Source organism: Gimesia aquarii, assembly GCF_007748195.1.
Taxonomy (GTDB): Bacteria; Planctomycetota; Planctomycetia; order Planctomycetales; family Planctomycetaceae; genus Gimesia; species Gimesia aquarii.
This window is the reverse complement of sequence record NZ_CP037920.1, coordinates 4600813-4627267: the sequence shown is the minus strand read 5'-3', so window position 1 is coordinate 4627267 and position 26455 is coordinate 4600813. Positions and strand designations below refer to the sequence as shown.

Annotated in this window: 30 protein-coding genes; 23 read left to right on the top strand and 7 right to left on the bottom strand. The window is 47.2% G+C overall.

Annotation, left to right across the window (positions count from 1 at the left end):
• The first annotated feature begins 199 nt into the window (after positions 1 to 199).
• From V144x_RS17860 to V144x_RS17785, 16 genes are all read left to right on the top strand, one after another.
• Entirely contained in the window at positions 200 to 685 is a 486-nt protein-coding gene (locus V144x_RS17860) for a hypothetical protein (protein WP_144986690.1), read from the top strand.
• A gap of 51 nt (positions 686 to 736) precedes the next feature.
• A complete protein-coding gene (locus V144x_RS17855; protein ID WP_144986689.1) occupies positions 737 to 1408 on the top strand; it encodes a hypothetical protein in 672 nt (223 codons plus the stop codon).
• Between the two features lie 81 nt (positions 1409 to 1489).
• On the top strand, positions 1490 to 2401 hold the full coding sequence (locus V144x_RS17850) for a GNAT family N-acetyltransferase (protein WP_144986687.1): 912 nt from the start codon (positions 1490 to 1492) through the stop codon (positions 2399 to 2401).
• A 24-nt stretch (positions 2402 to 2425) separates the two neighbouring features.
• Entirely contained in the window at positions 2426 to 3127 is a 702-nt protein-coding gene (locus tag V144x_RS17845; RefSeq protein WP_144986684.1) for a class I SAM-dependent DNA methyltransferase, read from the top strand.
• A 149-nt stretch (positions 3128 to 3276) separates the two neighbouring features.
• Positions 3277 to 3849, top strand: coding sequence for an ester cyclase (locus V144x_RS17840; protein WP_144986683.1), 573 nt, complete (start codon positions 3277 to 3279; stop codon positions 3847 to 3849).
• 122 nt (positions 3850 to 3971) lie between these two features.
• Positions 3972 to 4496 (top strand): hypothetical protein, encoded by a 525-nt coding sequence (locus tag V144x_RS17835; RefSeq protein WP_144986681.1) that lies wholly within the window; start codon positions 3972 to 3974, stop codon positions 4494 to 4496.
• Positions 4497 to 4498: 2 nt separating this feature from the next.
• A complete protein-coding gene (locus V144x_RS17830) occupies positions 4499 to 4993 on the top strand; it encodes a hypothetical protein (RefSeq protein WP_197998493.1) in 495 nt (164 codons plus the stop codon).
• Positions 4994 to 5003: 10 nt separating this feature from the next.
• Positions 5004 to 5432: a hypothetical protein gene (locus tag V144x_RS17825; protein WP_144986677.1), complete on the top strand. Its 429-nt coding sequence runs from the start codon at positions 5004 to 5006 to the stop codon at positions 5430 to 5432.
• 170 nt (positions 5433 to 5602) lie between these two features.
• Positions 5603 to 6232 carry a macro domain-containing protein gene (locus tag V144x_RS17820; protein WP_144986675.1) on the top strand — a complete coding sequence of 210 codons (630 nt, stop codon included), beginning with the start codon at positions 5603 to 5605 and terminating at the stop codon, positions 6230 to 6232.
• A 176-nt stretch (positions 6233 to 6408) separates the two neighbouring features.
• Complete coding sequence (locus tag V144x_RS17815; RefSeq protein ID WP_144986673.1) at positions 6409 to 7911, top strand: SDR family oxidoreductase; 1503 nt, start codon at positions 6409 to 6411, stop codon at positions 7909 to 7911.
• A 152-nt stretch (positions 7912 to 8063) separates the two neighbouring features.
• Complete coding sequence (pcp, locus tag V144x_RS17810) at positions 8064 to 8732, top strand: pyroglutamyl-peptidase I (RefSeq protein ID WP_144986671.1); 669 nt, start codon at positions 8064 to 8066, stop codon at positions 8730 to 8732.
• A 67-nt stretch (positions 8733 to 8799) separates the two neighbouring features.
• On the top strand, positions 8800 to 9276 hold the full coding sequence (locus V144x_RS17805; protein ID WP_144986669.1) for an SRPBCC family protein: 477 nt from the start codon (positions 8800 to 8802) through the stop codon (positions 9274 to 9276).
• 18 nt (positions 9277 to 9294) lie between these two features.
• Positions 9295 to 9858, top strand: coding sequence for a hypothetical protein (locus V144x_RS17800; protein WP_144986667.1), 564 nt, complete (start codon positions 9295 to 9297; stop codon positions 9856 to 9858).
• A gap of 159 nt (positions 9859 to 10017) precedes the next feature.
• Positions 10018 to 10260: a DUF6868 family protein gene (locus V144x_RS17795; protein WP_144986665.1), complete on the top strand. Its 243-nt coding sequence runs from the start codon at positions 10018 to 10020 to the stop codon at positions 10258 to 10260.
• A gap of 115 nt (positions 10261 to 10375) precedes the next feature.
• Positions 10376 to 10882 (top strand): hypothetical protein, encoded by a 507-nt coding sequence (locus tag V144x_RS17790; RefSeq protein WP_144986662.1) that lies wholly within the window; start codon positions 10376 to 10378, stop codon positions 10880 to 10882.
• Between the two features lie 233 nt (positions 10883 to 11115).
• Entirely contained in the window at positions 11116 to 11679 is a 564-nt protein-coding gene (locus tag V144x_RS17785; RefSeq protein WP_144986661.1) for a hypothetical protein, read from the top strand.
• A 67-nt stretch (positions 11680 to 11746) separates the two neighbouring features.
• On the opposite strand, the gene V144x_RS17780 is transcribed toward V144x_RS17785, so the two are convergent.
• The gene (locus tag V144x_RS17780) at positions 11747 to 12163 is read right to left on the bottom strand and encodes an ester cyclase (RefSeq protein ID WP_144986659.1); all 417 of its coding nucleotides are present in this window, start codon (positions 12161 to 12163) and stop codon (positions 11747 to 11749) included.
• Positions 12164 to 12643: 480 nt separating this feature from the next.
• On the opposite strand from V144x_RS17780, the gene V144x_RS17775 reads away from it, so the two are divergent.
• Complete coding sequence (locus V144x_RS17775) at positions 12644 to 13183, top strand: hypothetical protein (protein WP_144986657.1); 540 nt, start codon at positions 12644 to 12646, stop codon at positions 13181 to 13183.
• 27 nt (positions 13184 to 13210) lie between these two features.
• On the opposite strand, the gene V144x_RS17770 is transcribed toward V144x_RS17775, so the two are convergent.
• From V144x_RS17770 to V144x_RS17760, 3 genes are all read right to left on the bottom strand, one after another.
• Positions 13211 to 14353 carry a sialidase family protein gene (locus V144x_RS17770; protein ID WP_144986655.1) on the bottom strand — a complete coding sequence of 381 codons (1143 nt, stop codon included), beginning with the start codon at positions 14351 to 14353 and terminating at the stop codon, positions 13211 to 13213.
• Positions 14354 to 14443: 90 nt separating this feature from the next.
• Positions 14444 to 14869: a hypothetical protein gene (locus tag V144x_RS17765; RefSeq protein ID WP_144986652.1), complete on the bottom strand. Its 426-nt coding sequence runs from the start codon at positions 14867 to 14869 to the stop codon at positions 14444 to 14446.
• A gap of 58 nt (positions 14870 to 14927) precedes the next feature.
• Complete coding sequence (locus V144x_RS17760) at positions 14928 to 15836, bottom strand: DUF1559 domain-containing protein (protein ID WP_144986650.1); 909 nt, start codon at positions 15834 to 15836, stop codon at positions 14928 to 14930.
• Positions 15837 to 16075: 239 nt separating this feature from the next.
• Here V144x_RS17760 and V144x_RS17755 point away from each other — a divergent pair, with 239 nt between their 5' ends.
• Positions 16076 to 16783, top strand: a complete 708-nt coding sequence (locus V144x_RS17755; RefSeq protein WP_144986648.1) for a GntR family transcriptional regulator — start codon at positions 16076 to 16078, stop codon at positions 16781 to 16783.
• Positions 16784 to 17019: 236 nt separating this feature from the next.
• Positions 17020 to 17442: a hypothetical protein gene (locus tag V144x_RS17750; protein ID WP_144986646.1), complete on the top strand. Its 423-nt coding sequence runs from the start codon at positions 17020 to 17022 to the stop codon at positions 17440 to 17442.
• 71 nt (positions 17443 to 17513) lie between these two features.
• Here the strand turns inward: V144x_RS17750 and V144x_RS17745 are convergent, their stop codons facing one another.
• From V144x_RS17745 to V144x_RS17735, 3 genes are all read right to left on the bottom strand, one after another.
• Positions 17514 to 17762: a hypothetical protein gene (locus V144x_RS17745; RefSeq protein WP_144986644.1), complete on the bottom strand. Its 249-nt coding sequence runs from the start codon at positions 17760 to 17762 to the stop codon at positions 17514 to 17516.
• Positions 17763 to 18528: 766 nt separating this feature from the next.
• On the bottom strand, positions 18529 to 19911 hold the full coding sequence (gene hisD / locus V144x_RS17740; RefSeq protein ID WP_144986642.1) for a histidinol dehydrogenase: 1383 nt from the start codon (positions 19909 to 19911) through the stop codon (positions 18529 to 18531).
• 17 nt (positions 19912 to 19928) lie between these two features.
• Positions 19929 to 21170 (bottom strand): serine hydroxymethyltransferase, encoded by a 1242-nt coding sequence (locus V144x_RS17735; RefSeq protein ID WP_144986639.1) that lies wholly within the window; start codon positions 21168 to 21170, stop codon positions 19929 to 19931.
• A gap of 238 nt (positions 21171 to 21408) precedes the next feature.
• On the opposite strand from V144x_RS17735, the gene V144x_RS17730 reads away from it, so the two are divergent.
• From V144x_RS17730 to V144x_RS17715, 4 genes are all read left to right on the top strand, one after another.
• Complete coding sequence (locus V144x_RS17730) at positions 21409 to 22689, top strand: tetratricopeptide repeat protein (RefSeq protein WP_144986638.1); 1281 nt, start codon at positions 21409 to 21411, stop codon at positions 22687 to 22689.
• A 176-nt stretch (positions 22690 to 22865) separates the two neighbouring features.
• The gene (locus V144x_RS17725) at positions 22866 to 24044 is read left to right on the top strand and encodes an enolase C-terminal domain-like protein (RefSeq protein ID WP_144986636.1); all 1179 of its coding nucleotides are present in this window, start codon (positions 22866 to 22868) and stop codon (positions 24042 to 24044) included.
• A gap of 64 nt (positions 24045 to 24108) precedes the next feature.
• Positions 24109 to 25500: an alkaline ceramidase gene (locus tag V144x_RS17720; protein WP_144986634.1), complete on the top strand. Its 1392-nt coding sequence runs from the start codon at positions 24109 to 24111 to the stop codon at positions 25498 to 25500.
• Between the two features lie 47 nt (positions 25501 to 25547).
• The gene (locus V144x_RS17715) at positions 25548 to 26453 is read left to right on the top strand and encodes a dihydrodipicolinate synthase family protein (RefSeq protein WP_144986632.1); all 906 of its coding nucleotides are present in this window, start codon (positions 25548 to 25550) and stop codon (positions 26451 to 26453) included.
• The last annotated feature ends 2 nt before the right edge of the window (positions 26454 to 26455 follow it).

The following is a 26455-nucleotide window of genomic DNA, read 5'->3' as shown; positions in this document are numbered from 1 at the left end:
CTACTGTTATCCAACATTTTCCAGGCAGAATCAACCACAAAGGCAGGCTGACTTCTCAATTTTTTAATGCCATCTGAAGGGCGATTGTGTATACTCACGGGATTCAAAGAAAAGTCTAGTTTTTGAGGTGGGTGCTACCCCTTTCATGGTTGCTATCTCAATTCACATCGCAAACATAAAAAACGAATGGAGGCGTAGTATGAAACGTTTTGTCAGATCCTCAATATTTGGTCCCCTTGTCGTCTGTGGCTTGTTTACTGTGCTCTCTGCAGAGCCGCCTGCAAGGAATCAAATCGACAAGTACGGTAATTCTTTTAACATGTATACCAGTGCCCTGCATGTTGATGATTCCGGAGTGGTTGCCATTCCAGCACGTTATCGATGGAGTGTCGAGACGAGCTGGAGAGGAGTCGACTTAAACGGCAAAAACCTTCCCGATATGCGTGTGATGTTGCGCTTGCATGATCCCAATCAGAACTTCACCGCACTCACCGCACAGATGGACTTGGCGACAGCCGCAAAACTCCATCACGAACTGGGAAACATCATTGTGAAGAAACTCCAGAATCCAGATTATCAGTATCGGCCACAGCTTTATCGGCCCGATCAGATACCGACAAAGCGAATCATCGGCATTGATGCGAAAGGTACCGCAATCGTTGAGGATGTCGACAAAGCCCAATAACAATTCTTGCAAGTTAAATTTTTTGTTTGTTTAAGTTGGATAGTCTCGACTATGCGAAAGCTGGCCATTGGTAGGATCATCTGTTTGATTATTGCTTTGGTCTTGATTTATACCGCATATTCCTTCGGAGCATCTGCTTATCGTTTCAAAGAAAATTTCCAAGAATGGATAGTGGCCCGACCGATGGAGACAACCATCGATTTGTCTCAGCCGGGAAAAGTCAGTGTTCCTTTTCATCAGACCTGTAGTATCTCGCACGGTGAGCTTATTGTTTTGGACTGTAATATTAAAGATGAAGCGGGAAATGTACCTGACGGACTACTGACTGGTTTATCGGCTTCGATTACATTCACCGATGCGGAAGGAAATGAGGTTGATAGCAGAGAATTGGTTCATTTAGGAGTTCATCCTCAAAATGGTCGGATCATACGGAATGTCACTGGAGATATTATATTGGCCGACATTCCTACTTTTCGAACGGGGGACTATACGGCGACGATAATTATAGAAGATGGAGTGACTGCTTTGGCTGATTATCCACAAATGATTTATGCAAGGTACCAGTTGTGTGGTTGCGAACAAATTCCTGTTTACACTTTGGGTTTTGTTTCATTCGTGATTGGTACAATCGGGTTGATAGTAATGCTGAGTGTCGTTCCCGGTTTGATACGATTTGGTGTCTGGCAGAATGTCGCTTCAGAGAGTGTATCTTTGAGCCAATGAAAAATTACAAGATATTTGGTTTGTTTTGTTTCGGAATCTACTCTTTCTGTTTTTATTACGATTAATCAAACAGATTGCAAAATGGTCATGAAAAAAATATCTTGTAGAGTCACTTTCTTTCATAAAAAGCTTTACCCAATTATTTTTCTGTGTGCTTTATTCTATGTTATGACCATGCTTGTATTTGGGGTACGAGGAAATCCGATTTTCGCTATTTATTTCACCCCAATCATAATTATCGCTCTGTGGAGCATTATGAAATCCAAAGAATTAAAAGTGCTTGATGAGGTATATGATGACGGGGACTCATTATTGCTCAGAAATTCAGGAAAGGAAATCAGAGTTAATCTTGGGGACATCAAGCATATACGCTATGGCACTAAGAGGAGTAGGCGTCCGACTGTAATAATGAATTTTCGTCAAGACACTGAGCTAGGCACCGAAGTTCGTTTCTGGCCAGCCGGAGAGGATCTTCTTTCATGGGATGAAAACAATGATATTGAAGAGCTGATCGGGAGGATCTACCAGGCAAACGCAAAATACAGAGAAATTCAATTAGAGGATATCCCAGCACTTTTTGAGGTGCGGATTGCAACCTGGGAAAATTCAAACGGCGCGGAAGAGCTGGAATCTTTGGGGTATACTTACAACGTAGTGAAACAGATGCTGAAACATACGCATCAAGGTTGGCTTTGTGAGATTGAGAATCGGGTAGTTGGTTTTGCGATTGGCAACAGAAAAACGGGAGAGATGTGGGTGATCGCGGTACTACGGGAGTATGAAGGGAACGGTATCGGTAAGAGACTGTTGACAATGGTTGAAGATTCGCTCTGGGCACGAGGCTGGCTAGAGATTTGGCTGACGACCGATCCCAATGAGAAGGTTCGCGCAGTCGGATTTTTCCGCCATCTGGGTTGGGAGGACTGGAAAATGGATGGCAACCGATTCATGCAGAAAAAACAATCAGACGGAATGACGACTGCCAAGACATAATGTTTTAGCTTGATTGAGAACTAAATGAACAATCCCATGTATGATGAATTCGCCAGAGAATATGACTCGGCGATTCAAAATAATTCTTATAATGCCCATTATGAACGGCCATCATTACTCTCATTGCTCCCTGAAGTGAATGAGAAAACAGTGATTGATTTAGGTTGTGGGCCGGGGCTTTATTCTAAATTTCTGGTTGAGAACGGTGCCAAAGTCACTGCCGTTGATGGTTCTCAAGAAATGATTCAAATCGTAAAGGAAAAATTGGGTGATAAGATTCAATGCTATGTTCAAAATCTTGCTGATGGATTACCCAACGAACAGGATCAGACTTTTGATGTGGCTGTTTGCCCTTTGATGATTCATTATCTCGAAGATTTCACGAAACTGTTTTCTGATATCAAGCGGATCTTAAAATCGGATGGCATTTTTATCTTTTCTACACATCATCCCTTTGTCGATTATCAACTCTCTCCCTCCGGCAATTACTTTTTAACTGAGAAAATTGTGGATGAATGGGATACGGTTGGGCGCCCGGTACGGGTGGAATACTATCGACGCCCTCTCACATCGATTATTCAAGCCATTGTCGATGCGGGGATGTGTGTCATCACATTAACTGAGGGGGAACCTGACTCACATATGCAGGAATCGTCTCCGGAATCTTACCAAAAACTATCGACAGAGCCCGGTTTTCTATTTCTCAAATGTAAAGTAGTTTCGTAATCTCATTTTTACGTTATGATATAAATAAGAGATAGAATCGAATCTGATCGTTGCTATGTACCTCATCGTGACTCGAAGATCGGTTTGTAATCCTCTTACACTTTGGACTACTGAAGCTGACTTTCAGCCTTTCGCAGGGGAAAATCTAAGTGTTTACACTCGATATGAATGAACTGACGCCGGAGCAGCGGGCGATGGTTGAGTTATGGGAAGCACATTTAGAGGCGGAGTTTGAAACCAAGAGTGCTTCCGCATCTTGTGGGACGATGACCGAAGAGCCGTATGTGAATCACATACCGACGCTGACTGGTGGCGTGGGACGGAAACAGTTGGAGCACTTTTATGACAAGTATTTCATCCCACATATGCCGGCCGATGTAGAGACAGAGTTAATCTCACGGACTGTCGGACAGAATCGTATTGTGGATGAATTTGTATTTCGTTGTACGCACACGGTGCAGATGGATTGGTTATTGCCGGGCGTTCCGCCCACAGGGCGTCGGTTAGAACTGGTTCTGATTGTGATTATTTCGTTCGAAGAGGGAAAGATGAGCGAAGAACACATTCATTGGGATCAGGCTTCCGCACTGGTACAGGCGGGGTTGCTCGATCCTGAAACGCTTCCGGTTTCTGGCGCGGAAGCAGCCCACAAGATGCTCGATCGCAATTCAGTTCCCTCGAATCAATTAATCAAACGCACGATTGAGGATGAACTACTATAGCGTATTGAATCATACTTAAAATAATCAAGCAGGCACTCTCAATTGAGGAATATTAGTTTTGACTTTAACCGGCCTGGTCCGATAAGAATCATTCCTGATTCCAGTTCGAAGGGAGATGCTCAATGATCACCGAAACCAGTAATCTTATGGCAATTTTTGGAATCGCAATTACGTTATCTGCTTATCTGTCTGCGATCAGACTGTTGGCGATTCAGAAAATGAATGAAATTCCCGGGGATGATCCCAAAGCTGCGAGTAAAAAATGGGAAATACGCAAGAAACTAGGCTGGCTGACTCTGGCTGATCTGCCGATGGTTCTGTCTGCCTTTATTTTAGGCATTTATCTGCTTTGGAATGTATTGGGATTCAATCAACTCTGGAACAAACAGTTTCATCAGATAGACCCTCTGCCCTGGTTGTTGTCTACCAGTTTGTGGTTGTTCCTGATCGCAGGCACGGTGATGGTGCTATTGCACGTGGTCGCCTGGTTTAAGACTTGCAGTGAACTACTAAAGGGAAATGAGACAACCGATAAGAAAGCGGAGGTTCAAGTAACGACGCAGAAGAAAGAAACGGTTGTCAAACTTGAGGCTCCCGAATCTGAAATTGAAGTAAAAGAATCAAGTAGCGAAGTATCTGAAACATGAGCATGCAACAAGAAATTGCTGACTGGGATGGCAAATCTGCCGATGACATTCACTTGATTTACAGCCGTTATTATCATGCACCTGCCTTTATTTCTGAGGCACTTTCTTTGATCAAACAGGTACCTTACCAAAAAGGCGCCACCTGGCTATTAAAGAAGCATTTGGAGGATAAGGGGCATTTGACTCTTCAAGAGATAGGAAGTATTTACAGAACGCTGCCCAAATTGGAACATTGGGAATCGAAGTTACATATTTTGCAATCTATGCCATTGATGCCCATTCGTAAGTCGAAAGTCAAAGTCGTTGAATCTTTTCTGAGGAATTGTCTCGCTGATCAGAATAAGTTCGTGAGAGCCTGGGCTTATAACGGGTTTTATGTGCTTGCTAAACAATATCCGGAATATCAGGCAGAGGTCGATCAGCTTCTGGATCAGGCAATGCAGAATGAAGCAGCGTCAGTCAAAGCCAGAATTCGAAACATTTTGAAACAGAGCTGAGAGCGCGGAAATGAAAAAGTCTGAGAAACTGGATCTGCTTTACGTTATTGGTGTATGTTTTGTTTTAGTGATTCTCTTTTTTCTGTGGTTCCTTTCGTACAATGCCAGTCAGGGATATTGGGAAGTGGAAGTTGACAACGAGGGGCCCGATCTGATTCTGACGATTCGACGAGCGGGAACTGAATCAGATCATCTGAGCCGCCAGGTTTTATTTAAAGATATTGGTACTGATGTGATTAAGTCGGGGACTTTCAAGTTACCTGATGAAGCAGATGAGATGTCGGGAATAAAAATGACATTTCAAGATATTACCCTGCGTCCTGGTTGCGTGATGCTTCAACTGAATGATCATGAAATTGGCATCATGGTGTCAAAAATTACCATTGATGATGTAAGCTATGCTTGGGGTCAACCTGAATCAATTGAAATTCTTGACTGAAATTTCTTTCATTGGATATTCCATTTAAACAATGATCAGCGCTTTTGAGATCTTTCACTCAGATTTTTTACAAAGATCGCACTTGAGATTAAGCATGTTCCTGGTTGACTTATCCTGAACGACCATGTTATAAATCTCGAGAGATATTCAGAAAGGTTCTCAGCTACACTATGGCATTGCCCATTGATCTTTGGTTAATTCATCCAGAAACAGAAATGTGCGACGCATTTCGTGATCGCTTTCAAGATTTACCCCGAGTGACTGTACTCGAAAGTCGCTTTGAAGATTTGCCTCCGCATGATTGTTTTGTGACGGCAGCCAATGCGTTTGGGATCATGAACGCCGGGATTGACGCTGCCGTGGTGCATTTTCATGGTGAAGACCTGATGCGTCGGATTCAATATCGCATTATGGACGCCTATCTAGGCGAACAACCGATAGGCAGTTCTTTCATCGAACCGACGGGTAATGCTGATTATCCATTCGTTGCCCATTCTCCCACGATGCGTGTGCCCGGTTCGATTTCCGGGACAGATAAGGTGTATGCCGCGACATGGGCCTCGTTACTGGCGGTGTACCAGCATAATGTGAGTCAGGTTGATGAGAAAGACAAAATCAAAACCGTCGTTTTCCCTGCGATGGGTGCCGGTTTTGGTAACGTGCCTTATCGCGAAGTCGCACGGCAAATGGCAGTCGCTTATCAGCATTATCTGGATCCACCACACCGTATGGATTGGGATATGGTGATCAGGCGACAAAAAGCGATTGCCTATGATGGCAATCGACACGTGGTTCGATGAAACTAGTTCGTCATCGCTATCATCCCTGTAGAATTCGGTGATTTTTTCAAAAGAGAACTCACTATTTGATTCTTTGGCGCTATAATCACGTGTGTTCCATTCGTTCTTCTACTGTAGAGATGTTTTAGTGATCTCCACCATAAGTAGGAATCACAAAAACGAAAGCGCCTGCATCAATGCCTGAATCAGAAAGTCTAGTTGCTGCTGCTGAAACCGGGTTAATTTTGCTTACGGGGGCCACGGGCTACGTGGGTGGGCGATTGCTGCCTGTGCTGGAACAGAGTGGTTATCGAGTGCGTTGCCTGGCACGACGTCCTGAAATCCTGCAGCCTAAGGTGGCCGCTTCGACTGAAGTGGTGGCTGGCGATGTACTCGAACGTGAAACACTCGATGCCGTACTTAAGGGGGTGAAAGTTGCCTACTATCTAATTCACTCGATGGGGGTCAAAGGTTCGTTTGAGGAAAACGATCGTCTGGCCGCACGGAATTTCGCGGAAGCGGCGCGCGTGGCAGGAGTGGAACGCATTATCTATCTGGGAGGACTGGGAGATGAGCATGAAGAACTCTCGCCTCATCTACGGAGTCGCCAGGAAGTGGGAGAAATTTTGCGCGAGTCAGATGTCCCTGTGCTAGAGTTTCGTGCGTCGATTGTCATCGGTTCGGGAAGCCTCTCCTTTGAGATGATTCGTTCGTTGGTGGAACGTCTGCCGATCATGATTACACCCAAGTGGGTGATGCGTAACGCGCAACCGATTGCCATTGAAGATTTGATTGGCTATCTAACGGCAGCCATGAATTTGCCGCTCTCAGACTATCACGTCTATGAGATCGGCGGTGCTGATCAAGATTCTTACGCCGACATCATGCGTGTGTATGCTAAGTGTCGTAATTTACGAATTCGCATGATACCGGTACCTGTGTTAACACCCTATCTTTCGAGTCTGTGGTTGGGGTTAGTCACACCCTTATACGCGCGCATTGGGCGTAAACTGATTGAAAGCATCGTGCATTCCACGGTGGTTCGCGATGATGCCGCTTTGAACGTATTTGATATCCAACCGATGGGCATCGAACAGGCGATTCGTCGTGCCTTGGCGAATGAAGACAAAGCCTTCGCGGAGACGCGGTGGTCCGATGCGCTTTCTTCTTCGGGCGCACTTCCCACCTGGGTGGGAGTTCGATTTGGTACGCGACTTGTCGATTCGCGGACGACACAAGTTGCCCGTCCTCCCTCGATTGCGTTTCAGCCAATTCAACGAATTGGCGGCGATACTGGCTGGTATGCCTGCAACTGGTTATGGCATCTGCGAGGGTTTATGGATTTACTGGTAGGTGGCGTCGGCATGCGTCGTGGTCGTTTGCATGCGGAACATTTGCGGGTTGGCGATACCGTCGACTTCTGGCGCGTGGAAGCTTATGAGCCTGAGCATCGTCTACGACTGGTTGCCGAGATGAAACTCCCCGGACGCGCCTGGCTCGAATTCCAGGTAACGGGTAACGATCAATCTTCGACCATCACGCAAACAGCGATTTATGATCCCATCGGTCTGCTTGGGCGTTTGTACTGGTATGCGGTTTGCCCGCTGCATCATTTTGTCTTTTCAGGCATGCTACGAAATATAGCGAAAGCTGCGTTGCAGGTAGATGAGCAAACCCCAACAACCATTTCACAAAAGTGAATTCCTATCGCCCCGATCCTCTGCCCTTACCTTCTTATACTCAATGATTTAAAATAAATTGAGACGATGTAGCCTCGTAATTGATACTACAAGGTAATGAGGGTTCATACGTGCCAGAGAGCTAACGCGATTCAGTTTCAGGAAAGATCCCAATGAGAAAAGTGTTACTGACCGGTTTCGAACCATACGGAAACACTCCCACCAATCCGGCAGAGTCTGTAGCGAGGGCCCTTGATGGTACTTTGGTTGGTGATGCAGAAATTGTCTCTCGCATTGTTCCGAACGTGTTCTTTGAATGCATCGACTTTGTTTGTGCTGCCATTGCCGAAGTGCAGCCGGAACTGGTGATTATGCTGGGTGAATATGGCGGTCGTGCGATGATCACGGTCGAACGGCTCGCGCAAAACTTCAATGACGGGACCCGGTATCAATTGGCAGACAATGCAGGTAACGTGTTACAGGGACAACCGACGGTAGCCGAGGGGCCAGCGGCTTACTACACCACGCTCCCGTTACGTGCGATGGTCAAAGCGATGCGTGCCGCTGGGATTCCCTCTGATATTTCAGATGCGGCGGGAACGTTCTGCTGTAATCATCTGATGTATGGCGTTCTGCATCATATCGCCCAAGAGCAACTCCCCATTCGCGCGGGGTGGATTCATCTGCCCCACTTACCAAGCGTGGCGGCATTGGATGAGAACCTGGGGGCGCCCAGTATGTCAGTCAAAACGTCGACGGCCGGAGTCAAAGCGGGTATTCAGGCCGCGTTCGAACATCCAAAAGATATTGACGAACCGAGTGTTTCACGATTACAGATCTAACCTCTAACCGAATTGCAGAGTTTTATACCAATTCCTGATCTTTGAATTCAACAGAGAGTGAGTTTTCATGGAGTTTCGTTTTGAACAGCTAGTTTCAGCTTCGCTCGAAACGGTATTTCGCTTCCATGAAAATCCAGCTCATTTAAGTGTATTACATGCGGAGTGGCCTGGTTTCCGGTTGCTGCACCATGAGGGGCACATCCATCCGGGAGCAACGACCTGGATCGAGCAAACAATGTCGGGTTGTATTCCTGTAGTGTTAGGATTCCGTCACACGATTTATGAACCACCGCACCGTTTTGGAGAGGAATTGATTCACGGCCCGTTTTCACTGTTTACTCACATTCATGAGTTCGAACCAATGGGAGAGAACACGGTTGTTAGGGATCGACTCACTATCCGGTTATCGTGGCAGTATGGAGGCGAACCTGTAACACGGCTCCTGGCCGCATATTCTATTCGTTCTCTGTTTGCATTCCGAAATTTGGCACTAGAACGTATGGCTGACAATGATGGATTGATTCAATTTACCGCTTCAACTTAACTGACAGGCAACTAAATAATGGAAGTGGCAACCTACCTGCTTTTTGCGATCGGATGCCTGGGAGCAACCGATATAGCGTTCTATCACAGTTTTGCACACGGAATTCGTTCGCACCCTGATTCCCGTCTTGAACTCATCGTGCACAGTTTGCGTGGACCGACCTACGCGCTGTTATTTCTCGTGGTCCCAAACGCTGCCTTGCATGGTATGTACTTCTGGGGACTCATTGCTGTATTTGTTTTTGACGTTGCGATCTCTATTGTCGATTTTGCTTTGGAGCGCGAGAGCCGCCGTTTCTTTGGTGGATTGCCAAGCGGAGAATATGTGTTGCACATCATCCTGGCAATGTTATTCGGTGCCTTTGTGACCGCTGTTTGTTATGGTGTCGGTGATTGGCGTAATTTACCGACTCATATCAAATACGAGCCAGCCAGCGTACCGGACTTACTGCGTTTGGTGATGGCTGTGATGGCGGTGTTTGTTCTTTTCTCAGGAATACAGGATGGAATTGCCGCATATCGTTTGTGGGGGCAACCACTGCGAGGGAAGAAGCGATTTCCAGAGAGTGACCGTGGTCGATGATGACCTGTTTCAATGTCGTAGTTTAGTGAGAGAAATCTTGAAAGACTCACACTGTAGGTAGCAGCAGGTTATAATGGTCTTATTCAGAAACCAGTCGGATTTTTATTGATGCTTTCGATTTGGTATCAACAGGGCGCCGAATAACAAAGGAAGTACAAAATGGACACGCAGACTCTGACAACATTCTTTATGTGGTGCACAATCTTCAATGGGGGCGTACTGATTCTGTGGACGTTTTTTTTCATGTTCGCTCCCGATTATGTGTATCGGCTCCAAAGCAAATGGTTTCCTCTGCCGCGAGAAACGTTCGATGTAGTGATCTACTCGTTGCTCGGGTTGTTTAAGCTTGTCTTTATTGCGTTCAGCCTGGTCCCCTATCTGGCACTGTTGATGATTGGGTGATCTGTTTAGGAGAATTTTGGTTGCTGAAAAATAAGCTTATGACAGTTAAAGACCAAACCCCTGACGAGCGCTGTTGATCTAGGGGTGTGTTGGGTTTAGAGAGATATAAAGTAGTATGACACAAAATCAATTTCAGAATCAGTCCGGTTCCCTACCCGGCGAACGGGACTTTGATCCTTTTGAAGGTGACCTGGATGCGCAGTCTGCCTGGAAAAATTTTGGTGGCTTGAGCCTGGCAGAGGCGTACCAGAAATTTTTGGAGAATCCCGGTACGTACTCAGAAGATTTCATGTGGATGGGAGATAAGGCGTTTGTCTATTATTTCCCGGTACTCGAACGTTATCTGCTGGTCACTCCAGTCTGGGGCAAAGAGAATGGAAGTGAGTGGTGTCAGATTCTGGGGCTGGGATCTGTGATCCAGTTTCAGTTTACTGAAGAGAGTCTACAAGAGTTGTTGCAGCTTGCGCCACGCGTGTTGACGTTGATTGCTCAGGTGAAGGAATCGATCGATGCTTACGTCGCCAGTGGGCATCCCTATTATTCTGATCCGGAAATTCATCAACATGTCATCAAAGAATGGAATGAACTTGAACAACACCTGCAGCAGTTTGTTGATCCTTAAACAAATGAGCAAAATGACCAGTCTGGTGGAAATAATCACAGTCCAATTTGGACTTCTGGAAGAGTTTGAATAAGTAAGAGATATGGGGACTGGTTATGTTGTGGCTCGTTACTATGGAGATCAATGGTCTGTTAAATTAGCGAGGAATGAACTGTTTTCCAAACAAGATAATAGCAACTTGCGGCATGCAGGCTAAACAATCTTTTATATGAGAATTAATCCACAGAGGCAACATGAACGAATTGATTGAAATCCTGGTCTGGCCCGTGACAGTGATTATTGTTGTAGTCATCTTGCGGCAGCCATTGGGGAAACTGGTGCAGACCACCAAGAAACTCAAATATAAAGACCTGGAAGTCAGTTTCCGCGAGAGCATTCAAAAAATTCAGGCCGAAGCTCAAGAAGTTTCACTGGATGCACCGCCGCCGGAACGGAAACTGGAAAGTATCGAGATCGATCTTTATGAACTCGCCAGTATTTCTCCCACGGCGGCTGTGGTGGAAGCCTGGAAGTCCATCGAAACTGCCGCCAAAGCACTAATTCAGGCGAAGGGGCACAGATTGAATTATGATGTGTCGACTCCTTACAAATTGATTCAGGATACGCTGGATCAACAGGATCTGATGGACGAACGCCATTGCAAGATCTTCAATGATCTACGCCTGTTGAGAAACAAGATTGTGCACGCCGAAGGTTATACATTCACCGAGGATCAGGCAAAACAGTATCTTGATTTATCAATCCGCTTGCGGAACTATCTTAATGATTTGTCAGACAATGTTGAGACAAGTGACTAATCAAAAGTAACAGCCACTTCGTTTTGTCAGGTTCTAGCGAAGTAGCTGTACGATTTTTGTAGCTCAACTAAGCAAGGCCTTCCAGGAAACTGGCCTTGTCCCAGTTGACCCAGCTTTCTGCAATCTTGCCACCTTCATATCGATCTGTTTGGACTCCCGTCCATGTTGTTGTCTTGCCGCTGGATGAACTCCCTCTAAAGTCTCCTCCCTGGGTTGCGGTGAACTCCCAACGGCTCGCGACGAGATTGTTTTCGGCAATCTGCGAAAGAATCTGCACAGAACCCTCACTGAAGGCCTCATGAAAGTCCTTGAGTAACTGCTCCCATTCTTCTCGTTTCAATGTTGATGCACCAGAACTATCGGGGCTGGGTTGCTGATGGCTGACATAATTTGCAGTCACGAGATCCTCTGTCTGAATTGTATTATGGCTGCCCCACAATTCCAGAATGCTGCGCGACATGCTCTTTTGTTCGTCTACTGACATCTCTTTCTCCTCATCTGATGGTGAAGCCCGATTCAAAGTATGTAAATTAGATAGCCCATGTAGTCCAGATTCATGTCAGAAGCCATCGCGATTTCAGATAACTTATAATGAGTTTCATCGTAGAACGAAAAAACGATACTGCAAGCACTTTATGCCGTGAAGTTTAAATGATTACAAATCTTCATCAGATTCACATGTTATTGATTGAAATAGATGCATAGATCTAGATAAGGTGATGAGAACGGTAATCGATTCACCATATTAAAAAGTGTTTTCATGTTTGTTGAGATCGCTGGGGTTTATGAAAACGACAACGATTATCCCAAGACTGTGGAGACGTACGACAAGATTGACACGTTTCGACCAGATTTTGTTTCTGAAAAGGGATTGAAGAAAATGTAGAAGAAGGTGTGTAAAAAATCAGGCATTCAAGGCAAGTATTTGTGAATAACACATTCAGCATCAATTGGGACCTCAGCAATGATCCAAGAGCCAAATCGAAGTCCAAAGCGTAAACGGAGACGTAGACCGACTGCAGGAAAGGTTGAAGCTAAGGCCTCTGCAACGCCTCAAAAAAAGGCAACAGACAAAAAGCGGAAAAAAAAGAAGAAAGACGAAGAACCTTCAACCCATAAAGTGATTGCGATGTTAATGGTGGCAATTGCCCTGTTTGGCTGGGCGTGTGCAGCAGCGGCTTACGCGCATGCGAAAGAAGGCTGGAGGTCGAATGAAGCTGAAAAATTTATCGAAGAGAATAGCGCAGAAGATCCTAATGAAACAAGGTTTGGCAGACGAAGTCGAGCCAGAGGTGCTATGATCAAAAACGTTTTTGTTTCTCTGAAAGACTTTGTGTTCAATGCATTTCGTCAGATTCCGAATGTATTTTCCGTCATCGCCTTTACTTTTACAGAGCGTCTCTGGCTGATTATCTTATTTGCCTGCCTGGAAGGGGGCGCTGTGTTTTTGGGTTATATTATGGAAAAAGTCGGTGAAGGTTTTGTCGATACTCCGAAATATTAGTGGCCTTATTTTCAATCGTTTGTCAGTTTATTGGTCTGATGAATGAGGTAGTTCGTTGAGGCGAAAACGAACAGAAACGACCGAATTTTTTGCTTTGTCGTTGCGATATTTCACATAGGTTGTCGCGACGATTGTCCCATCGGGGAGCAGTTCGACTCCCGGATAACCACAGTCTCCGGTTCGTCCATAATGGTGTAACAGCTTAATGCGATATTTGCCGTCTCGTCCGTTAATAATGTCGTCATAGGTTCCGACCCAGGCTACAAAGTGGCCGCGCGTGGAACTGCCGGGTGCTTGATCACGAAAACTGACCACCAGTTGGCCCTCTTTCGTAAAGACTTCTTTGTGTCGGTCTCCCGTTAGTCCCCAGGGAGTATCAACGGGAGTGGACCAGGTGGTGCCTTCATCATTGCTGAACATCATCAGGCTGCGTCCTTTGTGCGTGTTTTCTCGCATCAGGCAACAAAGTTGTTTTCCATCAGGACTGCGGAACACACAGGGTTCGCATGGGTTTTTACCTTTGACTTCGGCCACGATTTGTGGTTCCGACCAATTGAACCCCCCATCATCGGAGATGGTTTGCAGGACCACCAGAGGAGATCGGTCTTTGCCATCAGGTCCTTTATGATACAGTCCCAGATAGCGACCATCTTTTAACTTGACCATACTGCTGAACGTCATCACGCAGGGAAAACCCAGGGGGGGCATCTCTTTCCAGGTTTTTCCTGCATCTTCGCTCATAATACTGGGCATGCCCGGTCCACTGCGCGTGCCTCTGGCGGCTGAAAAAACCCACAGCCGTGCTTTGCCTGACTGGTCGACCATGCGATAAATGCTGGGACAATTTTGATGCGTGGCATAGCCCTTTGGTAATTGGTCATCAAGCCTCTGCCAGGATTTTCCACCATCCATGCTCTTGGCCATGGGGCCTGCTGAACCACCATGATTGACGCACCAGACGGCAAACATCGTTTTCTGATCGGGCATCAGCAATGTCGTGGGATGTCCCTGATAGACGTCTTTGGTACCGGCGGCAATTACTGTCTGACGTTCTGCCTGCTTCGAAATATCAATGAGTGGTAATTTGTCGTCGGCATGTAGAGACAGATTGCTGCAAGTGATGGTTAAGAGGAAAAGCAACGCAGTCTGGAATGAAAAGAATGGTTTCATGAATCCGTCTTCTATCAATAAGGAAATAAGTGTCTGTTTTGATTGGAGGATAAAATAAAATCAGGTTATTCTTATCAGCAAAAGTAAGTGTTATGGCTTGAGTTCGAAATCGATTTCTATAGGATCCGCACTGGATTTGATTTCAGCCGTCAATTCTGTTTGCTCATTATAGCGTGCTGGTAAATACTGAGTGGTGGGAATTTCTTCGGGGCCGCCGTCCTCGACAATTTTTATGTCTGCTTTGGGTTGTTCTGCTGTAATTTTCACCTGACAGGAACCGATGGGGACTCCCCCTTTATTTTCCACTCGGTATTGTCCCTCAACAATTGGTGCGCCCGCCTGAGGAGCCTCCCTGCCCGCTTGAGGGAGAAACCAGATTTGTCCTTGTAGTACTGGTTCCCCTTTGAATGTGACCTTTCCGGTTACAATCGTTCGATCGGGGCCCGTCTCCGTCGATCCACAGCCTGAAAGTGTGAGACTCAGAACAAAGATTACGATTACCGAACTCTGTTTCATTGTTGCTGGCCTTGTTATTATCTTCGATGTCTTTAAAGATAGGGACTTAAGGAATGCATTACTCAAAGGGGGAGACGACTTCGCCGCCGGCGCGTGTGGTTAAACTTTTTAACACTCCAGAGTCGATGTTTTCGGAAAGAAAATGCACACTGCCATCTGCCAGCAAAAAATGACAGCCGCCCGTATGCCAGCTCGAAGCCTGTTGTGATCTGAGGCTCCATGTCCCTTGGCCAGGCGTGGTATTTGGCCCGTTAATACCTCCGGCGGTGTCGATATGATTCACGACGCTCCAGTAATTACAGTCAAAAGACCCGGGTCTGCCTCCGGTTACTTCGCCAACCATTAATGTATTGCTACTGCCATCGATGATGTCACGGATCTTCGTTCTGGAATTGTTATACAACACACCATCACCATCGGAGCGGCCCCAGTTCGCAGCACATTCCCAATTCACGGAGTCAGCAACGCCAGCCATGTTTGAGCGGCCCAGATCGTCTCTATTGCCTGGTCCGCCGTTATTAATACCACCGGTCCGGTTACAACGGGCTTCTGATTGCGGATCAGAGGGGCAAATGAAAACCGGAATGGTCGCGCCTACCGCCTGAATGTCGTTGGAGGGAGAGACATTATAATTTCTGCTGAAATCAATATTTTTATAAATGGCATTTGCTTCCAGAAAGGGAAGGATCATCGCCCCCCAGCTGTAGCGATAGATGTCATTTTGTGTCCAGACGCTCCCCGAACAGCCTCGTCCCGAGTCACGATGATCGGACAGAGGAAATACCCGGTGAGTTTCATGATAGTTATGTAAGGCCAGACCAACCTGTTTGAAGTTATTTTTGCAACTGGAGCGGCGGGCGGCTTCACGTGCCTGTTGGACTGCCGGCAAGAGGATGGCAATTAAAATCGCAATGATGGCGATGACCACCAGCAACTCAATCAAAGTGAATCCGCGTTTGGGTTTCATGCTGTTCTCCCGGTGATGTGTAAGAATAAAGTTAAAAGAATTGGGATCATGGTTGTTTGATAAGGGGGTTTGCATTGCTGCTCAGCATGCGAAACCCTCTAAACGGACTCAAAATTAGGTGAAAAACCTGAGAAGTATGTTTTAAACGAAAAAAGATTGACACGAAGTAATAACGTGTTATAACATGATGTTACATATTCTCTTTAGTTTCAATACGCTTGTCAACCAGAAAATGAAAAATGTACGAAGTTACTGAAAATCTGTCGGACCGTGCTTATCGCTTTATTAAGCAGGAAATGCAGCAAGGAGCGTTAGTGCCCGGCGTGCAATTGGTGAATCGTAAGCTGGCATCGGAAATTGGCGTGAGCGTGATTCCCGTGCGAGAGGCCATTCATCGTCTGGTCACAGAAGGACTGGTTGAGCATGTTCCCGGCGCTGGCGCGTTTGTACGGAAGCCGAATCGCGAAGACCTTGAAGAACTTTATGTCTTGCGTGACGCTTTGGAAAGTTGTGGGGCGGCAGAAGCCGCACGGTATATTACCCCCCATCAACTGGACGATCTCGAATCGATCATGTCGGAGTTTCATCAAATCGCCGAATCGATTCAGAAGCGAAGTGATGGGCATGCGACGCCTTCCCAGTTTCACCGCTGGCTTGATTGTGAAGAAGCTTTTCATGAAATCGTCATCGATGCCTCACGTAATCGTCTGATTTCTAAAGTCATTCGGGAACATCGTGCGATTGCGACTGTCTTTGAATCACAACGCAACAGTTCTAAGCTACTGACTCAGGAACTGGCTGAAAAAACCTGTGAAAGAAAAGAGCAGTTGCTTGCCGCGCTGCGTGACGGTAATGCGTCTCTGGCGCGCGAATTGATGAGTGCTCACATTCAACAAGGCTGTAAGGACGTACTGGCTTTTTTGCGACAACAGGAACGTCGTGCGTAAATTGCTTTTGGCGTTTGTCCTTTAATTCGTAGTGTCTTCGATTGAATTGACGAGTTGACAATAGCTGGACCTATTCAGCTACGTAGCATCGATTGCAGCGGTGACTTTGCCTTTGTATATTAGAAGCTTACTAGATCATAACGCAGAGACCTTTTGTTGTTCATTTTATGGCACCTCTACGTTACTGAAACGAATATTATCAGCGCTCTCGTTTTCGATAAAAAAGAACGATTACAATGACACGTTTTTTCGTTGCCTGCGTCTGCATCATCGCATTCTTTCTCTGCGATGGTTGTAGAAAAACAACTCCTGCGGACTCGGAATCCACTTTGACCAACCCTGCTGATGCGGAAGAGGTAGCCTTGCAGGTTGTGGGGAATCTTTACGGGTTCTATGCCACTTATCATAAGAAGGGGCCGACCGGCTGGGAGGATTTAAAAGCACAAGTTACTGATGTCGGCGAAAAGGCGAAAAAGGAGGCATTAGATGCCATCGCTGTTGTGCAAGCAGCCGGATATAAGATGAAGTGGGGAGTCGATCTCCCCCTGATGACAAAAGAAGGCATCAAACCTGACGATTATGTGATTGGCGAATCCCCGGATGGGCGTCGGAAATTGATGTTTAGTGGCAATGTGAAGACAACAAAAGTCGAAGAATAGATCGCCTGTTTGTGATTCAGTAGACTACCACGAAAAACACGAAATTCACGAAACGTGTTGGTGTTTTGATATCAATGTTCTAACTGATCCTGATAGAGTGTTGCTGTTTTTATAATGGTTTTGTTTCCCGCAACCTCCTGCTCGCTGCGCTCGGCCCGAATTGTATGCGGGCTGACCCACTTGTAGTGAGTGGAAATGGTGTGAGGGTTGTCTTTCATAATTACTGTCGGACGAGTATTTAGACCGGGCACATGGTGTGCAGAGTGATCAATCTCCAGACCACGAACGGCACCAATGACACGAGAATTCTCTGTTCGCAATAAAACTCAAAGTGATAGAGACCATGCCCCACACTCTCCTAGAGATGATCTTATTAGCTTATCAAAAATAATTTCGTGAGTTTCGTGTTTTTCGTGGTAGTACTGATTTTTTATATTAAGACGAGAGCCAATAAAAACGGATCGATTCAATCGTGTTTGGTGCCGCCCTTTGATTCGCTTTGTGCACCTCCAGATTTTTAGTTAGGGCTGGCGGGCGCTATGTTGTATTATTCATTCCGCGCATGCGCTGTCGAATTTCCGAGTGACGGTTCGTTTGATATCTGAAAGTGCGCTTAGACTCAGTATGTCATTAACAGACTGTCATTGCTGCTTTGATTCTGTTTTGAGAGGTAAGAGTTATTATGTTTGCATTTCCTATGATTGAACGAGGGATCGTGTGGTTGAGATGGGCTGATCATATTGAACGGCACACCGCGGTCAAGAGACACATTTGCGCGGTTCTGTCTGAGATGTGGTACAAAAATGCGGTTTTGTTTCCCTTGTGGCTTGGGAAAGCGTGTTCAAAAGGAGTGCTTCCATACGAGACAGTGGGAACCGGTTATCGTTTATCAGGTGAAAAGTTAGAAAAAACGGGTCATTTTCGCATGCACAAACCGAAGTTGTGCTTCCTATGCAGTTACCAGAAAAAGCCGCCTCGCGCGCGCGAGACAGAAACAGGGAGTTTCGAGAACGGCGCGTGGGCGTCAAGTGCGAAAATATCTACTGAAAATCAGGAGCAAGTTCAGTGCGAGGCTTCTCGAAATAGTTACTGGGATTCATTTTTCAGGCGGATGGTGACACTCGCGGCGTGTGCGGTGAGGCCTTCCTTTTCGGCGAGCAAACAGATGCCCGTCGCGTCTTGGGCCAACCCTTCCTGATTGTAGGAGATGACTGATGAACGTTTCAGAAAATCAATCGAACAGAGGCCGTTGGCAAAGCGGGCTGTGCCACCAGTGGGGAGAACATGCGAAGGACCGGCGTAATAGTCGCCTGTGGCGACGGGAGTGTAATGGCCCATGAAGATCGCGCCAGCGTTTTGGACTTTTGACAGCATCTGTTCGGGGTCTGCCATAGAAATGTGTAAGTGTTCGGTCGCGAGCAAATCGGTTAAGCCGGCTGCCTCATCGGCATCGCGGGTGAGAATCAGAGCGCCGTAGTCAAGCAGGCTTTGACGTGCGAGATCGCCACGAGGAAGTTCATTAAGCTGTTTGATGAGCGCGGCTTTGACGGCTTCGATTAATGGTTCGTGCCAGGTGATGAGCACACCGGAGCCGGGGCTGTGTTCTGCTTGCGAGATCAAATCGCTAGCGATGAATTCGGGGTTGGCAGTTTCATCGGCGAGGACGATGACTTCACTCGGGCCGGCGATACTGTCGATGTCAACTTCGCCGAAAACATGACGTTTAGCGAGTGCAACGAACAGGTTTCCGGGACCAACAATTTTGTCAACGCGTTCAATGCCTTCCACACCATAGGCGAGTGCGGCGACAGCCTGGGCACCGCCGACACGATAGATTTCTGTGATCCCCAACTCATAACAGGCGGCGAGGATATCTGTGTTGTATCCACCAAAGTCAGTTGGAGGCACGACGACAACGATTTCTTTGACCCCCGCTGTTTGTGCGGGGACAGCGGTCATTAACAGTGTGGAAGGATAGGCGGCTGCACCGCCGGGAATGCAAACTCCAACACGTTTTAAAGGTAAATAACGCTGGCGTAATTCCACGCGAGACTCCCCTGCCTCGCGGAGGATTTTAACATCTTCGGGCAAGAGTGCCGTTTGGAATTCGATAATATTTTCACGAATCGCGCGGAGTGTTTTAAGATATTCTGGATCTGCTTCTGTATGAGCGGTTTTCAGTTCTTCCGCCGAGACACGCATGGTTTCGGGGGTAAGTTCTTTTTGATCCAGCTTTACCGAGTAATCGAGAAGTGCATCGCGACCTGTGTCACGGACGTCATTGCAGATACGTTCGACGACTTGCTGCGGAGAGAGAGGTTCGCCAAAGAGTTCGATGGTCCGTTGTCGACCGGCTTCCGAGACAACGTTTCCGCTCGGGCTCAGTTTACTGCGTAATTCGGCGAACAATGAAGTTGCATCGCTGCGCGTACAGTCGATAGTCGTGATGTTGAGTTCAGTTTGTGTCATAGCCGGGAGGTTATCTCTTAAGCAATTCCAGGAACGGGATAGCTCTGGGCGAATTCTTCGATTTCTCCCTTCACCGATTCGATGTTGGCATCGTCATCGGGAGCACCCAGAGTACGGAGAATCCAGGCTCCGACTTTTTTCATCTCGTCTTCCTGCATACCACGTGTGGTCAAGGCAGCGGTACCGATGCGAATTCCACTGGGGTCGAGAGGCTTGCGTTGGTCATACGGAATCATGTTTTTGTTGACGGTGATGCCAGCTTTATCGAGGGCTTCTTCTGCAATCTTTCCAGACAGGCCGATGGCAGTTACATCGCAGAGCATTAAATGGTTGTCGGTTCCACCAGAAGCAAGCTTGATGCCACCTTCCAGCAGAACACCGGCTAAGGTGCGTGCATTGGAGATGACTTGTTGAGCATAAGTTTTAAAGGATTCCGTGTTCGCTTCTTTGAAACAGATGGCCTTGCCGGCAATGACGTGTTCGAGCGGTCCCCCCTGGATACCAGGGAATACCACGCGGTTTACATCTTTGGCATTTGCTTTCTTAGTCAAGATGAATCCGGAGCGAGGACCTCGCAGAGTTTTGTGTGTGGTCGACGTGACGAAGTCAGCCACTTCGACAGGGTTATTGTGAACGCCGCCTGCGACAAGTCCTGAGTAGTGGGCCATATCGACCATCAATACAGCACCGACTTCTTCAGCGATTTCAGCGAATTTCGGGTGATCGATTTCGCGGGGATACGCAGAGGCGCCGGCGATGATCATTTTCGGTTTGTGTTCACGGGCGAGCTTGGCAATTTGATCGAAGTCGATTTGGTGGTTATCTTCCCGGACTCCATAATGAATGGGATTATAGAGCTGGCCGGAGAAGTTCAGGTTCATGCCGTGAGTTAAGTGACCACCGTGGGCGAGGTCCATGGCGAGAAAGGTGTCACCCGGTTTCATGACTGTGAGGTAAACCGCCATATTCGCCTGTGACCCGGAGTGTGGTTGCACGTTGGCATATTCCGCTCCAAAGAGTTCGCAGGCACGGTCACGGGCCAAGTCTTCGATGACATCCACGTATTCGCAGCCGCCATAATAACGTCGACCGGGTAGCCCTTCTGCATATTTATTCGTGAGAATAGAACCGGCTGCTTCCATGATGGCCGCGCTGGTATAATTTTCAGAAGCGATCAGCTCCAGTCCGTTTTTCTGTCGTTTTGCTTCAGACTGAATACAGTTCCAAATTTCAGGATCACACGACTCAAGCGAGGACATTCTCATAAACTCCCATGGATATATAGTCAAAATTCAGGGTACAAACGGTACCTGGAGGGGATCAAACTTAATTTGCTCTCTTATAATGAAGGTTTGCTCTGAAAGCTACCCAACCGATTCGTGTATCAGTATCCTCAGAGAAAGTTTACCGCTCAGTATATTGATATTATTGAGACTCCCACCTGAGAGACCAGTTTTTACTCGAAATTCTTGCATAAAAACGTTATGACTTAAGCTTATGACCGAGACTCAAGAACAATCTGATCAGTTGCTAGAGGGATCTCCTGCTTTGCAGGGGGAGCGTGTCGTTTTTACGGGGACGCTTGCCTGCATGACACATCAGAAAGCCTGGGAGTTCGTAGAATTACACGGCGGTCAGGCAGCACAGCATGTCAGTCGGCAGACGACTTTACTGGTTGTAGGAGAGGAAGGCTGGCCGCTGGAGGCGGATGGCTCTCCCTCGGTGAACTTGAGTCAGGCACAAGAGTTGATTGCGGAAGGAGTTTCGATTCAGATCATCAAAGAGTCAGATTGGCTCGCACTGATTGAACTCAAAGATCCGGGAGTGAATGTCGACCAGTTATATACTCCCGCCATGTTGACGCAGATGCTGAATGTTCCTGTGACCACAATTCGTCGCTGGGAAAGACAGGGTTTGATCAAGCCAGTGCGCAAGATCTTTCGTTTGCCTTACTTTTCTTTTCAGGAAGTGGCCAGTGTCCGTCGGCTTTCCGCACTGCTCGAATCAGGAGTTAATCCACGAGATCTCGAAAACAGCCTGCAGCATTTGGGTAAATTTTTTAACGAGATCGATCAGCCGTTATCTCAGTTGACACTATTATCACAGGATGCACAGCTCTTATTGAAAGATGAGCATGGGTTGATTGATCCCAGGCGGGGCCAGAGGGTCTTTGACTTCGGCACGGAAGAAACTCAACTCAATGAATTGACTGAGGAAGAACTGGCCGGTGAAGAGTCATATGAGGGAACGATTGAATTCACAGAGCATCTTAAAACTCCCGAGTTTCAGGATCGGAGCGCGGATGAATGGTTTCAGGAAGGCTGTCGTTTTCTCGATGCAGGCGATGCTAAGTCAGCAATTGAAGCATATCGAATGGCTTTGCTGGGACATCCGGATATGCCCGAAGCACATTTGCATCTGGCTGAGGCGCTGTACTTGAACGGTAATACGGAAGGTGCCCTTGAACGTTACTATGCGGCTGTGGAATGGGATCACGATTATATCGAAGCCTGGACACAACTCGGTTGTCTGCATAATGAGTTAGGCGAACGAGAGTCTGCTCTGCATGCATTTGAAATTGCACTCTCCGTTCATCCGGATTACCCAGACGCCCATTTGCATATTGCTGAAATGCTCAATCAACTGAATCGGGTTGAGGAAGCGGTTCCCCACTGGAAAGTGTATCTGGAATTCGATGAAATGGGGCCGTGGGCTGAATTGGCCCGCCAGCGTTTGCAGGAATACGACACTGAAGAATTGGAACAACAGTTTCCATAAAATTCAGTAACTGTACGATTGATATTCCTCTTTTGTCAGCCGCGCCTCTCCATATAATTCTTACTCAGATGTTGCGCAGTTCTTTCTCAAAATAACTTGCTTCCCATCTGCTTTAGGGTTATGTTGTTATTTTGACACCAAAATAAAAAGCTAAAGCAGATGGGATACTATTCTCAATGAAAATTGAACGCATCGAAACACTGGTGTGTTATGCCCGCATGAGAAACTGGGTGTTTGTGAAAGTCATCACAGATCAACCCGGTTTGATTGGTTGGGGTGAAGCGACCCTGGAGTGGCATACACGTGGGATTGCCGGAACGATTGAGGATTTATCACAGTTATTAATTGGTGAAGATCCAAGGCGTGTCGAATATCTCTGGCAGATGATGTGGCGCCAGCATTTCTGGCATGGAAGCGGTGTCACACGTTCGACCGCCATTGCCGGTATAGACCTGGCACTGTGGGATATTCTGGGGAAAGTTCACGATGTTCCCTGCCATCAACTCTGGGGCGGTCCAGTTCGGGACTATATTCGTCTTTATTGTCATTTGGGTGGTGGCAATATGGAATCTTTTTACCAGACATCGACGGATAACGCGTCACAATTTGCCGAGTTGGCGCAAAAGGCGGTAGCAGACGGGTTCACGGCGTTCAAATCGATGGCGGTACCACCCACGATGCCGATTGAGGGTCTGAAACCGATCAAAGCTGCGGAAGATTGTGTCTCTGCCATGCGTGAAGCGGTCGGAGACGAGGTTGATATCATGGTGGACGGTCATGCCCGCCCTTCTCCCGCCATGGGTTTACAGTTTGCACAAGCGCTGGATCCTTATGGTTTGTATTTCTTTGAAGAGCCATGCTGGCCGGAGTCGCTGGATAGTCTGGCTCGAATCAATGCTGCGACAACAACTCCCATTGCGACGGGTGAGCGATTGACTCATTTGGCGGCGTTCCGTGATCTATTTGAAAAACGAGGCTGTGAAATTTGTCAGCTTGATTTGACACACTGTGGTGGATTTACCGAAGCACGGCGGATTGCCGCTTTGGCGGATGCTCATCGAATTGCACTCGCCCCCCATAATCCACAAGGACCAATCAGCACGGCAGCCTCGCTGGAATTTGGATTTTCTCAACCGAGTTACATCATCTGTGAATCGGTATTGGATGATGTTCCCTGGCGACAGGATATTGTTGAAGAAGGCTTTATCATCGATCCTGTGACGCGAACCGTCAAACCGAATGGCAAGCCGGGACTGGGGATCTCGATCAATGAAGCTGAAGTCAAAAAACATCCGTTTCAGCAGGAAACTGTACAACGCGTCTTTTATGAAGATGGTGCGATTGGAGATTGGTAAGTAGCAAAGAACATTACCATCACTCTAATCTGACAAAGAGTTTTTTTGTTTCACGGAAATCATCATGAGCGGACAAGCATTAGAGACGAAAACTCAGACCGCGTTTCAGGGGCGAATCGGTGTCGCAACCGTTGATATTACCCCGCCAGTAGGAATCTATGCACGGAACTGGGGCGCGGCGAAACACGATGTGGCGGAATCACTGCATCGTCGTTTGACTTTGAATGCGCTGGTCCTGTATTCGACTGGCTCTGAAAAACCGTTGGTTTTTATCGATGCTGACCTGGGCTGGTGGCGTTCATTGATTACATTCAAACGATTTCAAACACGACTCCTGCAGGAATTAGATATTGAAGAAGCGGCTTTGATTTTTGGATTAAGTCATACGCATGCATCGCCGCCGTTAACCGATCCCGATCCGGATTTACCGGCCAGTGAATCTTTGGCAGAATATCTGGAGACCGTTTATCAGGCTTCCATCGTGGCGGTGCGCGAAGCGATTCAGAATGCAACAGAGGCTGTTCTAGATTGGAATACGGGACATTGTTCTTTAGCGTCAATGCGTGATCTGCCTGATCCCTCACCGGAAGCTGATCGCATTGTTTGTGGATGGAATCCGAATGAGCCTGCCGATGACACTCTGATTCTCGGACGCATCACAGATGTTTCTGGTACGCTCAAAGCAGTGGTTGTCAATTACGCCTGCCATCCAACGACACTCGCCTGGGAGAATACGGCGATTTCTCCCGATTTTCCAGGAGCGATGCGAGACACCATTGGTGAAGTATTGGGAGTCCCTGCTCTGTTTATGCAGGGGGCTTCCGGGGAATTGTCTCCCCGTTATCAATATGTAGGTGATACTGAAGTTGCAGATCGACATGGACGCCAGTTGGCATTTGCTGCTTTGGCGACGTTAGAAGATATGGAGTCTTCCGCGACATCGCTGGAATATCAGGGAGTCGTCGAATCGGGGGCACCTCTTGCTGTCTGGAAGCAGACTCCCATTACTCCTGTTTCCTGCTTGCAAGCAGTTCAGGCAACAGTGGAACTGCCCATCAAAAACTGGCCATCTGCTGAAGAATTAGAGGCACAGCGACAAGCATGTACGGATCGGGCATTGGAAGAACGTTTGCGACGTCGTAGAAATATTCGACGTGGCATCGGTGATGGATCAACTTTGGCGCTACCGATTTGGGTCTGGAGGATAGGAGAAACGATTCTGGTTGGAAGTCCGACGGAATCATATTCAATTTTGCAACGCGAACTACGACAGCGGTTTGATGATCGAACCATTGTCTGTTTGAATCTAATTAATGGCACTACCGGTTATTTGGTACCTCAAGAATTCTATGATCTCGATCTGTATCAGGTCTGGCAGACACCTTTCGAACGCGGCAGTCTTGAGATTTTAATCGAGGGTATGGCTGATGCGATTCAACAACTTATTGGTTCATAGAACATTGCATACTGATCACAGCACAATTGGGCAGAAAGAGTGATTTAATGTCGTCAATAATTCAAGGTGTATTGCCGGTATTGCATACTCCATTGCAGGCCGATGAAACAATTGACCGCGATGTATTACAGAGGGAAATCGACTGGTGTTATGAATTGGGTGTGGATGGCATCTGCGGTGCGATGGTTTCCGAAGTCTTGCGTTTGACGTATGCCGAGCGTCTGGAACTGACACGGCTGATGTCTGAGATCTCAGATGGGCGAGGGGCCGTGATAGCCAGCGTGGGAGCAGAGAGTACACGTCAGGCATTAGAATATGCACGCCAGGCAGAAGAAACAGGCTGTGATGCGGTTATGGCAATTCCCCCTGTCACAACAGCGCTTCCCGAACATGCGTTATGGAATTATTTTTCTGCACTCGCTGAACAATGCCATTTGCCGTTGGTTGTGCAGGATGCCTCTTCTTATGTCGGCCAGACGCTCTCTATCGATTTTTATCGAAAACTATTGGATGAGTATGGGCCTAAGAAAATATTTTTCAAACCGGAAGCCTCGCCGATTGGTCCAAACTTGTCGGCGTTACGCGATGCGACGAATGGTCAGGCTCAGATCTTTGATGGTTCTGGTGGCATCTTATTGGTAGACGCGTATCGTCGGGGCATTTGTGGAACAATGCCGGGAGTCGATTTGTTGGATGGCATCATGGGATTATGGCGTGCGCTTCAAGCTGATGATGATGAAACGATTTATCGTATTTATTTTCCGATCTGTGCAATCGTCGCATTGCAGTTACAGGCGGGGCTGGATGGTTTTCTGGCGATTGAGAAATATCTATTAGTGAAACGAGGCCTCTTTCCCTCAGAGCAGCGATGCCAACCCAATGCCTGGGATCTTGATCACGAAACCCAGGCCGAAGTAGACCGACTGTTTGATTTATTAATTCAGGCCTTATAGGA

What these genes read in the sequence shown, in the direction of transcription:
- V144x_RS17860 (WP_144986690.1), top strand. Translation starts at nt 200, where the DNA reads ATGAAACGTTTTGTCAGATCCTCAATATTTGGTCCCCTTGTCGTCTGT.
- V144x_RS17855 (WP_144986689.1), top strand. Translation starts at nt 737, where the DNA reads ATGCGAAAGCTGGCCATTGGTAGGATCATCTGTTTGATTATTGCTTTG.
- V144x_RS17850 (WP_144986687.1), top strand. Translation starts at nt 1,490, where the DNA reads ATGGTCATGAAAAAAATATCTTGTAGAGTCACTTTCTTTCATAAAAAG.
- V144x_RS17845 (WP_144986684.1), top strand. Translation starts at nt 2,426, where the DNA reads ATGAACAATCCCATGTATGATGAATTCGCCAGAGAATATGACTCGGCG.
- V144x_RS17835 (WP_144986681.1), top strand. Translation starts at nt 3,972, where the DNA reads ATGATCACCGAAACCAGTAATCTTATGGCAATTTTTGGAATCGCAATT.
- V144x_RS17830 (WP_197998493.1), top strand. Translation starts at nt 4,499, where the DNA reads ATGCAACAAGAAATTGCTGACTGGGATGGCAAATCTGCCGATGACATT.
- V144x_RS17825 (WP_144986677.1), top strand. Translation starts at nt 5,004, where the DNA reads ATGAAAAAGTCTGAGAAACTGGATCTGCTTTACGTTATTGGTGTATGT.
- V144x_RS17820 (WP_144986675.1), top strand. Translation starts at nt 5,603, where the DNA reads ATGGCATTGCCCATTGATCTTTGGTTAATTCATCCAGAAACAGAAATG.
- V144x_RS17815 (WP_144986673.1), top strand. Translation starts at nt 6,409, where the DNA reads ATGCCTGAATCAGAAAGTCTAGTTGCTGCTGCTGAAACCGGGTTAATT.
- pcp (WP_144986671.1), top strand. Translation starts at nt 8,064, where the DNA reads ATGAGAAAAGTGTTACTGACCGGTTTCGAACCATACGGAAACACTCCC.
- V144x_RS17805 (WP_144986669.1), top strand. Translation starts at nt 8,800, where the DNA reads ATGGAGTTTCGTTTTGAACAGCTAGTTTCAGCTTCGCTCGAAACGGTA.
- V144x_RS17800 (WP_144986667.1), top strand. Translation starts at nt 9,295, where the DNA reads ATGGAAGTGGCAACCTACCTGCTTTTTGCGATCGGATGCCTGGGAGCA.
- V144x_RS17795 (WP_144986665.1), top strand. Translation starts at nt 10,018, where the DNA reads ATGGACACGCAGACTCTGACAACATTCTTTATGTGGTGCACAATCTTC.
- V144x_RS17790 (WP_144986662.1), top strand. Translation starts at nt 10,376, where the DNA reads ATGACACAAAATCAATTTCAGAATCAGTCCGGTTCCCTACCCGGCGAA.
- V144x_RS17785 (WP_144986661.1), top strand. Translation starts at nt 11,116, where the DNA reads ATGAACGAATTGATTGAAATCCTGGTCTGGCCCGTGACAGTGATTATT.
- V144x_RS17780 (WP_144986659.1), bottom strand. Translation starts at nt 12,163, where the DNA reads ATGTCAGTAGACGAACAAAAGAGCATGTCGCGCAGCATTCTGGAATTG.
- V144x_RS17775 (WP_144986657.1), top strand. Translation starts at nt 12,644, where the DNA reads ATGATCCAAGAGCCAAATCGAAGTCCAAAGCGTAAACGGAGACGTAGA.
- V144x_RS17770 (WP_144986655.1), bottom strand. Translation starts at nt 14,353, where the DNA reads ATGAAACCATTCTTTTCATTCCAGACTGCGTTGCTTTTCCTCTTAACC.
- V144x_RS17765 (WP_144986652.1), bottom strand. Translation starts at nt 14,869, where the DNA reads ATGAAACAGAGTTCGGTAATCGTAATCTTTGTTCTGAGTCTCACACTT.
- V144x_RS17760 (WP_144986650.1), bottom strand. Translation starts at nt 15,836, where the DNA reads ATGAAACCCAAACGCGGATTCACTTTGATTGAGTTGCTGGTGGTCATC.
- V144x_RS17755 (WP_144986648.1), top strand. Translation starts at nt 16,076, where the DNA reads ATGTACGAAGTTACTGAAAATCTGTCGGACCGTGCTTATCGCTTTATT.
- V144x_RS17750 (WP_144986646.1), top strand. Translation starts at nt 17,020, where the DNA reads ATGACACGTTTTTTCGTTGCCTGCGTCTGCATCATCGCATTCTTTCTC.
- hisD (WP_144986642.1), bottom strand. Translation starts at nt 19,911, where the DNA reads ATGACACAAACTGAACTCAACATCACGACTATCGACTGTACGCGCAGC.
- V144x_RS17735 (WP_144986639.1), bottom strand. Translation starts at nt 21,170, where the DNA reads ATGTCCTCGCTTGAGTCGTGTGATCCTGAAATTTGGAACTGTATTCAG.
- V144x_RS17730 (WP_144986638.1), top strand. Translation starts at nt 21,409, where the DNA reads ATGACCGAGACTCAAGAACAATCTGATCAGTTGCTAGAGGGATCTCCT.
- V144x_RS17725 (WP_144986636.1), top strand. Translation starts at nt 22,866, where the DNA reads ATGAAAATTGAACGCATCGAAACACTGGTGTGTTATGCCCGCATGAGA.
- V144x_RS17720 (WP_144986634.1), top strand. Translation starts at nt 24,109, where the DNA reads ATGAGCGGACAAGCATTAGAGACGAAAACTCAGACCGCGTTTCAGGGG.
- V144x_RS17715 (WP_144986632.1), top strand. Translation starts at nt 25,548, where the DNA reads ATGTCGTCAATAATTCAAGGTGTATTGCCGGTATTGCATACTCCATTG.